The sequence below is a fragment of the Geodermatophilus sp. SYSU D00965 genome (assembly GCF_054050075.1).
Map to the genome: position 1 here is coordinate 298,972 of NZ_JBJGYQ010000002.1, position 9,386 is coordinate 308,357.

General features: G+C 74.9%; 8 protein-coding genes and 1 rRNA gene. 4 read left to right on the forward strand and 5 right to left on the reverse strand.

The window, feature by feature from the left end; translation table 11 throughout:
• The first annotated feature begins 40 nt into the window (after positions 1-40).
• Genes ACI789_RS03000 through ACI789_RS03010 form a run of 3 tightly spaced genes read left to right on the forward strand, consistent with a single transcriptional unit; the run spans position 41 to position 3,624 of the window.
• A complete protein-coding gene (locus tag ACI789_RS03000) occupies positions 41-1,051 on the forward strand; it encodes a GNAT family N-acetyltransferase (RefSeq protein WP_457006656.1) in 1,011 nt (336 codons plus the stop codon).
• Positions 1,038-2,534 carry an oligosaccharide flippase family protein gene (locus tag ACI789_RS03005; RefSeq protein WP_457006657.1) on the forward strand — a complete coding sequence of 499 codons (1,497 nt, stop codon included), beginning with the start codon at positions 1,038-1,040 and terminating at the stop codon, positions 2,532-2,534. The genes ACI789_RS03000 and ACI789_RS03005 overlap by 14 nt, the downstream gene beginning before the upstream one ends.
• On the forward strand, positions 2,524-3,624 hold the full coding sequence (locus tag ACI789_RS03010; protein ID WP_457006658.1) for a GNAT family N-acetyltransferase: 1,101 nt from the start codon (positions 2,524-2,526) through the stop codon (positions 3,622-3,624). The genes ACI789_RS03005 and ACI789_RS03010 overlap by 11 nt, the downstream gene beginning before the upstream one ends.
• A gap of 86 nt (positions 3,625-3,710) precedes the next feature.
• Here the strand turns inward: ACI789_RS03010 and ACI789_RS03015 are convergent, their stop codons facing one another.
• Together ACI789_RS03015 and ACI789_RS03020 are read right to left on the reverse strand one after the other, a co-directional pair.
• On the reverse strand, positions 3,711-4,796 hold the full coding sequence (locus ACI789_RS03015; RefSeq protein WP_457006659.1) for an HAD-IIA family hydrolase: 1,086 nt from the start codon (positions 4,794-4,796) through the stop codon (positions 3,711-3,713).
• Positions 4,793-5,188, reverse strand: coding sequence for a tetratricopeptide repeat protein (locus ACI789_RS03020; RefSeq protein ID WP_456920972.1), 396 nt, complete (start codon positions 5,186-5,188; stop codon positions 4,793-4,795). The genes ACI789_RS03015 and ACI789_RS03020 overlap by 4 nt, the downstream gene beginning before the upstream one ends.
• A 108-nt stretch (positions 5,189-5,296) precedes the next feature.
• Between ACI789_RS03020 and ACI789_RS03025 the strand changes: the two genes are divergently transcribed.
• Positions 5,297-6,607 carry a DUF1015 family protein gene (locus ACI789_RS03025; protein WP_457006660.1) on the forward strand — a complete coding sequence of 437 codons (1,311 nt, stop codon included), beginning with the start codon at positions 5,297-5,299 and terminating at the stop codon, positions 6,605-6,607.
• A gap of 8 nt (positions 6,608-6,615) precedes the next feature.
• Here the strand turns inward: ACI789_RS03025 and ACI789_RS03030 are convergent, their stop codons facing one another.
• The 3 genes from ACI789_RS03030 to rrf all read right to left on the reverse strand — a co-directional run bounded on the left by ACI789_RS03030 (position 6,616) and on the right by rrf (position 9,157).
• Positions 6,616-6,975 (reverse strand): single-stranded DNA-binding protein, encoded by a 360-nt coding sequence (locus ACI789_RS03030; protein ID WP_456920970.1) that lies wholly within the window; start codon positions 6,973-6,975, stop codon positions 6,616-6,618.
• A 99-nt stretch (positions 6,976-7,074) separates the two neighbouring features.
• Entirely contained in the window at positions 7,075-7,953 is an 879-nt protein-coding gene (locus tag ACI789_RS03035; RefSeq protein WP_457006661.1) for a tetratricopeptide repeat protein, read from the reverse strand.
• 1,087 nt (positions 7,954-9,040) lie between these two features.
• A 5S ribosomal RNA gene (gene rrf, locus ACI789_RS03040) occupies positions 9,041-9,157 on the reverse strand.
• Between the last annotated feature and the right edge of the window lie 229 nt (positions 9,158-9,386).

The window sequence follows — 9,386 nt, forward strand, 5'->3', positions numbered from 1 at the left end:
GCTCGCCTGTGTCTGGCCCCGGCTGCAGGCGCAGGGAGCGGTGAGCACTCCCTTCCTCACCTGGGAGTGGTTCTCGGCCCTCTCGGAGGAGCCGACGCTGTCCCGCCACAGCGTCGTGCTGGTCGCCCGGGACCGTGACGGCGCCGAGCTGGGCCTCCTGCCCGTCGAGATCGTCCGCACTGCGGGTGGCCTCCGGACGGTGCGGTGCACCGGGAGCGCGGAGCTCGGGGCCGACCACATCGACGTGGTGGCCGTGCCGGAGCACCGCGACGCGGTTGCGGCGGCCATCGCCCGGCACATCACCCGCGACCTGCGATGGGACCTCGCCGACTTCGAGGGACTCCTCCACGACGGGGCCCTCGCCCGCGCCCTGCGGCGGGAGCTCGGCCGGCCGTGGTGCCTGCCCCGTCGTCCCTGCGTCGAGGCCGTGCCGGTGGTCGGTCTTCGCGGACACTCCGCCGAGCAGGTCCGGCAGCGACTGCACCGTCGGTCGATCCGGGGGCTCAAGTCGGTGCAGCGGGCCGGCGGGGGGTACAGCGTGGTCGAGGACCCCGAACTGGTCGGGCCGCTGCTGGAGTCCCTGATGGACATGCACAACGACCGGTTCGGAGAGCAGTCAGCCGTCTTCGCCTCCCCCGAGCTGCGGCGCTTCCACGTGACCGCGGCGACACGGATGGCCGCGGCTGGGACGGCGCGGGTCTGCCGGCTCTCGACGGCGGAGGGCGACGTCGCCCTGGAGTACGTCCTGCTCCTCGGCGACCGGGCGTACTCGTACCAGAGCGGGTTCCGGCCGGACGGCGGCCACTCGCCGGGCCGGACCGTGATGTGCCGCTCGATCCTGACGGCAGCCGAGGAGGGACGCACCGAGTACGACCTGCTCCGCGGCGACGAGGCCTACAAGGAGGAGTACACGACGGGGACCCGCCTGGACGTCCGACTGCGCGCGCTGCGCCCCACCCCGCGCACGGTGGTCTGGCTCGCCGGCCGGCTCCGCCACCGGGCGGTCGTGGTCCTCCAGCGCCAGATGAGCAGGTCCCGTGGCCGGCGCTGAGGCAGCCCCCGGGCACAGCCGGCAGGCTCCGGACGGCACGTCGCGCGGGGACAGGACCGCGCTGCACAGCTTCCTGTGGGCGGGGCTGTCCTTCGGGATGACGAAGGTCGCCGTCTTCGTGTCCACCCTGGTGCTGGCGCGCATCCTCGTGCCGGACGACTTCGGGGTCGTCGCCGCGGCCATGTCCGTGATCGCGCTCTTCGAGATCGGGCTGGACCTCGGCGTGGGCTCGGCGCTGATCCACGACCAGGAGAAGGGGATCACCAACCGGGTCCAGACGGCGTTCACGCTGAACCTGCTCATCGCCGCGCTGCTGACGGCGCTGTTCGTGCTGTGCAGTCCGGCGGTGGCCGCCTACTTCCGCGTGCCGGACCAGGCAGACGTGTTCCGCGCCATCGCCTTCTACCTCCTGATCCGGGGTGCCGGCCAGGTGCACGACGCGGTCCTGCGACGGGACCTGGACTTCCGACGGCGGACCTGGACCGAGATGACCCGCGCGGTGACCCGCCTGGTCGTCTCGGTGGCTCTCGCCCTCGACGGGCAGGGGGTCTGGGCCCTGGTGTGGGGGCTGCTGGCGGCCGAGCTCGCCGGCACTGTCGTGAACTGGCTGCTGGTGCCGTTCCGACCGCGGTTCCTCATCGACCGGACCGCAGTGCGGACGCTGCTCAGCTTCGGGCTGGCCGTCGTCGCGGTGCAGGCCGTGTCCGTCGTCTCGTCGAACGCCGACTACTTCGCCGTCGGGCGGGTCCTCGGCCCGGAGGACCTCGGGCAGTACACGATCGCCTACCGCCTGCCCGAACTGCTCATCGACAACGTCTACTGGATCTTCTCCAGCATCGCCCTGCCCTGGTACTCCCGGGCACGCACTCGGGCCGCGGGCACCTTCAAGGAGACGATGTTGCGGGCCCTCACCCTCCTGACGCTCTTCGGCTTCCCCATGGGGACGGCGCTGGCCCTCGTCGCCCGCGACGCGGTCCCCGTCCTCTTCTCCGCGCAGTGGCTCCCCGCGGTCGGCCCGATGGTGCTCCTCGCACTGGCCGCCGGCGTGAACGCCATCGGCTTCGCGTCCGGCGACATCTTCCCTGCACTGGGCCGGCCGGGCTTGCTCCTGCGGTTGGACATCGTCTTCGCGGTCGTGGAGATCACGGCGTTCTTCCTCCTCGCCCGGCACGGCATCCTGACCGTCGCCGCGGTGCACCTCGTGTCCGGTGTGCTCTACATGGCGTTGCGCCTGGTCGTCGCCAACCGCCTCGTCGGGTCGGCGATGTCCGAGTGCTGGCGGGCGATGGTGCCCGCGCTTGCGGTGTCGGCGGGCATGGCCGTCTGCGCGGCACCCGTCCTCCTGGTGCTCGACCCGGGGGCCGCGTCCCTGCTCGCCGTGTGCGGTGCCGGGGTGGTCGGTGCCGTGCTGGGAGGGGTCCTCGGCGCGCGCTCGACCGTCGCCGACATCGCCCGGACCGTGGTGGCTGCGCGTGCTGGCTGAGCACACGGTCCGGCTCGTGTCGGCGGCCCGGGACCTCACGTCCGACCTCGTCGCCGCGTGGCGTGACCTGGCAGACAGGGCCGCCGAGCCGAACCCCTGCAACGAGCCGGACTTCCTCCTGCCCGCCCTGCGCCACCTCGACGACGGGGACCGGGTCCGCCTCCTGGTCGTCACCTCCGGTCGCCGTGTGGACCTGCTCCTGCCGGTACTGCCGGTCCGCCGGTGGCACCGGAAGGTGCCCGTGCCGGGGCTGACCTCCTGGGCCCACCCCTATCAACTGCTCGGCACCCCCTTGGTCGACCGAGAGAGGGCACGCGAGGCTCTGGCCGCCGTGCTGCGGGCACCCCTCCGGACCCGACGTGGCACCTTGCTGCTGAGCATCGAGGACCTGGGTGACAGAGGGCCCGTTGCAGCGGCGTTGGAGGAGGCTGTGGAGGCCGTGGGCGCCCGGCTGCTCCGCTGGGAGAGCCATGAGCGGGCGGTGCTCTCCCAGGACCACGTCGGTGTACCGGGCAGTGGAAGGCACAAGCGGGTCCGGAGATCGCGCCGCGCGCTGGAACGGGTCCAGGGGCCCGTCACGGTCGTCGACCGTGGAGGAGACGAGGGCGTCGTCGAGGACTTCCTGACCCTGGAGAGCAACGGATGGAAGGGCCGCGCGGGAACGGCGTTGGCCTCGAAGCCCGCCGACGCTGCCTTCTTCCGGGAGATGACGACCCGGTTCGCGCGTGCCCAACGGCTGGAGGTGCGGTCCCTGGAGGTACCGGCCGGGCCCGTGGCGATGCAGGTGGCTCTGCGTGCCGGCACGAGTGTCTTCCACTTCAAGGTGGCATACGACGAGGCGCTCGGGGACTACTCCCCTGGCGTGCAACTCCTCGTGGACTTCGCCGACCGCTTCCCTGAGGAGACCGTCGTCTTCCGCGACTCGTGCACCGCCGCACACAACGTCACCGAGAGCCAGGTCTGGCCGGGACGGCGCTCCATCTCCACCGTCGTACTTTCTTTCGCCTCGCCGGAGAGCAAGCTGCTCGTCTCGGGTGTGTCAGCGGCGCACGCTCGGAGAGCCAGCGAGGTGACTGAGCTGGCCCCCTGATCCGGTCCCCGAGTGCCGGTCCCCCAGTGCCCTGGCGGAGCCGGTGACCGCCGGGCGCCCCTCGAGGCCCCGTCATCACCGGCCGGTCAGGCTTGCAGAGCCCAGCGGGCGAGCACCGCGGCGGCGCCCTCGTCGGCCGCCCGGACCGCTGCGGTGACGGCGTCGTCGGGGTGCTGGATCCAGTGGGCGACGCACAGGGCGCGCAGCCCGTCCAGCGCGCCCCCGTCGCCCGTCTCGGCCGATCCGTCGTCGCAGCCCAGCTGCAGCGGGCCGCCCTCGCCGACGGGCCGCGCCCACCAGTGCCGGCAGCGCCAGGCACCGCCGTCGCGCACGACCGCCGGGTGCACGTCGAGCAGTCCCGAGGCGTCGGCGGCCAGCAGGTCCGGCCGGCGCTGCGGCCCGGCGGCGAGCAGGGCCGCGGGATCGGTGACGCCGGAGAACACCAGCAGGCTGGCCGCCCCGGCCCGGCGTCCCCCCTCGATGTCGGTGTCGAGCCGGTCTCCGACCACCAGCGGCCGGCGGGCGGCGGTGCGGCGCACGCACTCGGCGTGCATGGCGGGATCGGGCTTGCCGGTGACCAGTGGGGCCAGGCCGGTGACGCCGGCGACCACCCCGACCATCGCGCCGTTGCCCGGGAGCGGACCGCGCGGTGAGGGGATGGTCGCGTCGGTGTTGGTGGCGACGTGCTGGGCGCCGTTGCGCACCGCGACGACCGCCTCGGCCAACTGCGCCCAGCCGACGTCCCGCCCGTAGCCCTGGACCACCGCCGCGGGGAGGTCCTCGGCGCACTCCACCACGGTCAGCCCCGCCGCCCGGAGCGCCGCGGCGACCCCGGGGCCGCCGACCGGCAGCACGCGCGCCCCCGCGCCCAGCCGCTGCGCCACGACCGAGGCGGCTGCCTGCGAGCTGGTGATCACGTCACCGGGCGCGGCTGCGATGCCCAGGTCGGTCAGGTGCCCGGCCACCTCCTCCGGCGTCCTGGCCGCGTTGTTGGTGACGAACCCCAGCCGCATCCCGGCGGCGCGGGCGGCGGCCAGGGCGGCGGGCACACCCGGCACCGCGTCGGGGCCGACGTACACCACGCCGTCGAGGTCGAGGAGGGCCACGTCGTAGACCGCGGTGGGCGGTTCCGTGGTCCCGGCCGCCAGGGACGGCGGCAGGAGCCCGCTCACGAGGTCGCCCCCGAGCGCCGGGCCCGGACGCCGCGCAGCGCCCGCGAGTAGTGGGTCACGTCGGGACGCATGGCCACGGCGAGCGCGAGGTGCTCGGCGGCCAGGTCCAGGTCCCCGGCGCGGCTCGCGGCCAGCCCCAGGCCGAACTGCGCGTAGTCGTCGGTCGGGTTCCGGCTGATCAGCTCCCGGAAGGTCACCATCGCCTCGTCGTAGCGGCCGGCGTCGTACTGGGCGCGGGCCAGTGCCTCGAGCAGGCTGCGCGACCCGGGTTCGGCCTCGCTGGCGCGGGCGAGGATGGTCGCCGCCGCGGCCGGGTCGCGGTTGGCGAGCAGGTGCAGCCCGCGCTGGTACCACTCGTACACCCCGCCTTCGGGAGCCCCCGTGTCGTCCACTGCTGCCCCCTCGGTCCGGGTGCTCCCCGTCGGCGCGTGCACCGCCGGTCCCTGGTCGGGAGCGGCCGCCACGGCGGACCGGGCGGCACCGCTCCTACGATCCCCATCGTGCCCTCGTCGACGGCGGACTCCCCGCACCCCGCAGCGACAGGGCTCGAGGTCCGGCCCTTCCGCGCCCTGACCTACCGGCAACGAGACCCCGGGCACCTGGCCCGGGTGAGCTCGCCAGCCTACGACCTGGTGACGCCGGATGGGCGGGACCGCCTGGCCGAGGCCGATCCGCACAACGTCGTCCGGCTGATCCTCCCGCGCGTCGCGGCAGCACCGGGCAACACCGCCGCGGACGCGCTGCGCCGGTCGGTCGAGCAGGCGGCCCGGACGCTGCAGGACTGGGAGTCCGGGGGCGTCCTGGAGCGGGACGCGACCCCTGCGATGTGGGTGTACGAGATGCGGCCGCCGGACGGGGCGGCCACCGTCGGCTGGCTGGCGGCCGTCGGCCTGCCGCCGGCCGGCTCCCGGGCCGTCCTGCCGCACGAGGACACCTACCCGGTCGCCGTGGAGGGACGCCGTGCCCTGCTGGCCGCCACCGGCACCGACCTGGAGCCGATCATCCTGGCCCACGACCCGGACCCGGAACTGCCCGAGCTGACCGCCGCCGCCTGCGAGGGCGAGCCGACCCTGGCGGTGGTCGACGGCGACGGCGTGCGGCACGCCCTGTGGCGAGTCACCGACACCGGCCTCCTGGACCGGGTGCAGGCCACCCTCGCCCGTACCGGTGCGGTCATCGCCGACGGGCACCACCGCTTCGCCGCCGCACAGGCGCACGCCCGAGCCTCCTCCGGCGTCCCCGGGGCGCAGGCCATCCTCGCTCTGATCACGCCGATGGGCCCGGGCGGCCTGCGGGTGCACGGCATCCACCGGGTGGTGCCGGACCTGCCGCTGGAGGACGCGCTGGACCGGGCCACCGCCGGCTTCACCGTCGACGAGCTCAGCGTGCCGGACGGTAGCGTCGCCGACACCGCCCGCGGCTGGCTGGCCGAGCCCGGCGTGTCCGGCCTGCTGGTGACCGACGGCCGCCGCCTGTTGCGGCTGAGCGACCCGACGGAGGAGATGCGGGCCACCGCCCCTGCGGGCGCACCGGCCGCGTGGCGCGCGCTCGACGTCGTGCTCGCTCACCACGGGCTGTTCCAGCGGCTGTGGGAACGCGGCGACGACCCGCGGTCGGTCATGGTCGTGCACACGGTGGACGAGGCGCTCGCAGAGGCGCGGGCGCGGCACGGCGTCGCCGTCCTGCTGCGGGCCCCATCGCCGGCGGACGTGGCCGCGGTGGCCCGCACCGGCGCCCGGATGCCCAGGAAGTCGACGCTGTTCGTCCCCAAGCCCCGGACCGGGCTGGTCCTCCGCCCGCACGCGGACTGACCGGCCGGTCACGCGCTCGCGACCGTCGTCCCGGCGGACGACCGCGGCACCTTCCGCCCCCGTCGGCAGTTGACCTCGCACACCGACGCGGTGCCGTTGGGTGTCCGCCAGAAGCGGCGTTGCAACGCCCCCTCGATCTCCACGACGTCACCCGGCTCCCAGGCGGCGACCCGGCGCTGCAACGCCCGGTCGTAGGTGATGCAGCTGAGGACGTCGACGGACTGCCCTCGAGCCCGGGGCTCCGGCCGGCGCACCACCAGCCGGAAGGTCACCAGCGTGTCCCCGCTGGGGAGGGTCCGCAGCTCCGCGGGGGCGGACAGCCGCCCGCGGAGCACGACGTCGTTCCGGTCGATCACTGCCACGCTCATGAGGGCAGCCTCGCGACCGGCGCGCCCCCGGCACAGGCCCGGCGCCCGTCTGTGGAACACCGCGGTGGGTGTGGACGGACGCCGGGCCGATGTCGGTGGTCAGTGCTGCGCGGGGCCCTCGGGCGGCTCGATCTCGCCGAGCAGCTCGGCCACCTCGGCCTCTATGTCGTCGTCGAGGTCGAGTTCCTGCTCGTCGTCCGCCGCCGGTACCGGCTCCACGAACGCAGCAGGACCCGGCTCCGCGAAGGCAGCAGGACCCGGCTCCGTGGCGACGTCGTCGTCGGCCGCAGCGCGCTCGGCGGGGAGTGTCTCCTCGACGGGGAGCCCCTCCTCGGAGAACTCGACCTCGAGCTCCACGGGACTGTGCGCCGTGAGGGCCGCAGCCCAGGCCTGCGCCGGCCCCTCCTCCCCCGCCGCTGCCAGCAGGTCGGCGTAGGCGCCGGCCAGCCGCAGCACGCCCGGGTCGGTGAGGTCCACCGACTCCGGACGCGGACGGCCGCCGAGCGCGTCCTCGAGCACGAGGCGGGCTGCTGCGAGCTCGCCGAGGTCCTGCCGCGCACCGGCCTCCACCAGCCGCAGCTCGACGGTCTCGGCGGCGTCCGGACCCTCGTCCAGTGCCTCGCGCACCAGACGCAGCGCCACCTCCGGGCGACCGAGGGCCCGCTCGCAGTCGGCAAGGACGGCGCGGTAGGCCTCGTCACCGCTCATCCGCCGGTAGGCCCGCAGCTCCCGCGCGGCTTCGGCGTAGTCGCCGGCGTGGTAGGCCGCCACCCCGACGGCCTCCCGCACGACCGCGATCCGCGAGGCCCGGTCACGCGCCGCACGGGCGTGGGCCAGCGCCTCGACCGGGTCCTCGTCGACGAGCGTGCCTGCCGTGACCAGGTGCTCGGCCACCCGGGTGGCGTTGCGCGGGTCCAGGCCCCGCAGCGCCTGCCGGACCGACGGGTCGAGGTCCCGCGGATCGGCCCACTCGGGCACCGCCGGGCCGGCCGGTGCCGGCGGCGTGCGGTCGGCACCGGCGGCCCTCGACGGACACCCGCGCCGGTCGTCGGAGGGACGACGGTCGCGCCAGTCCCCCCGTGCACCACCGGCACCCGCTGCTCGCTGTGGACGCCGCTCCTGCCACGACCCACGCTCCGCCGCCTCAGGACGCCGAGGGCGCTCCCCGGCCGCACCGCGCTCCTGCCAGGACCCACGCTCTGCCGCCTCAGGACGCCGAGGGCGCTCCCCGGCCGCACCGCGCTCCTGCCAGCTGCCACGCCCACCAGCAGCGGGCGCACGGCGTTCGCCGGCCGGTCGGCCGGCGCCGGGCCGCCGCTCCTGCCAGTTCCCCTGCGATCCGCCGGCCCGCTGCTGCCGCCCGCCCTGCCAACCGCCACGGGCGCCGTCGGGACGGTCGCCCTCCGGCCGACGGTCACGCCACTCCCCGCGGGCGTCGTCGGGCCGCTGAGGCCGGTCTCGCTGGGGACGTCGGTCCTGCCACTGGGACCGGGAGGCCCCGGGATGCTGCGCGCCGCCCCGGTCCGGTCGGTCCTGCCACCGCGAGCCCTGCCCCGAGGGGCGACGGTCACCCTGGGGACGGCGGTCCCGCCAGTCGCCACCAGAGCCGCCGGACCGCTCCCCCCGGCCGCGCTCGTCGCCGGGACGCCGGTCCCGCCAGTCGGCACCGGAGCCCCCGGACCGCTCCCCCCGGCCGCGTTCCGGGCGACCACCCTGGCCGCGCTCGTCACCGGGGCGCCGGTCCTGCCAGTCCTCGCGCCGCGGCCGACCGGTTCCGGCCGGACCGCCGCCGGTCGGACGACGTCCCTGATAGGCCCCCCGGCCGCCCGAGGCGCCGCCGCTTCGGGGATTCCCCGGTCGCTGCGGCCGACCCTGACCGCCACCGCGACCACCGCGAGGACCGCCCTGTCCACCGGCGCCACCGGCGCCTCGACGTGGAGAAGTCATGACTGTGTGCGTACCTCGATGCTCACTACAGCACTCGCGAGTGCCGACGAAGGATGGCAGAAAGCACGAAAACGGGGGTCAGAGCGCGTGGCTCTGACCCCCGTTTTCGTCAATGGCTGTCCGGCGGCGTCCTACTCTCCCACCCCGTCTCCAGGGCAGTACCATCGGCGCTGAGAGGCTTAGCTTCCGGGTTCGGAATGGGTCCGGGCGTTTCCCTCTCGCCATGGCCGCCGTAACGCTGTGAACTTCTCCACCTGCTGGCCCCCGCCACCGGATGCGGTGTGGGGGTGGTGGGGCGTTCAGAACCGCACAGTGGACGCGACAAGTCTTCTTCTTCGTGGTGCTGCGACCCGTGAGTGGTGTCAAGGGGGTCGTGATAGGTGTGTGGTCAAGCCCTCGGCCTGTTAGTACCGGTCAGCTCACACGCCTTGCGGCGCTTCCACCTCCGGCCTATCAACCCGCTG

Coding starts and splice junctions, on each gene's coding strand:
- ACI789_RS03030 (WP_456920970.1), bottom strand. CDS start 6,975: ATGAGCGTGGCAGTGATCGACCGGAACGACGTCGTGCTCCGCGGGCGG.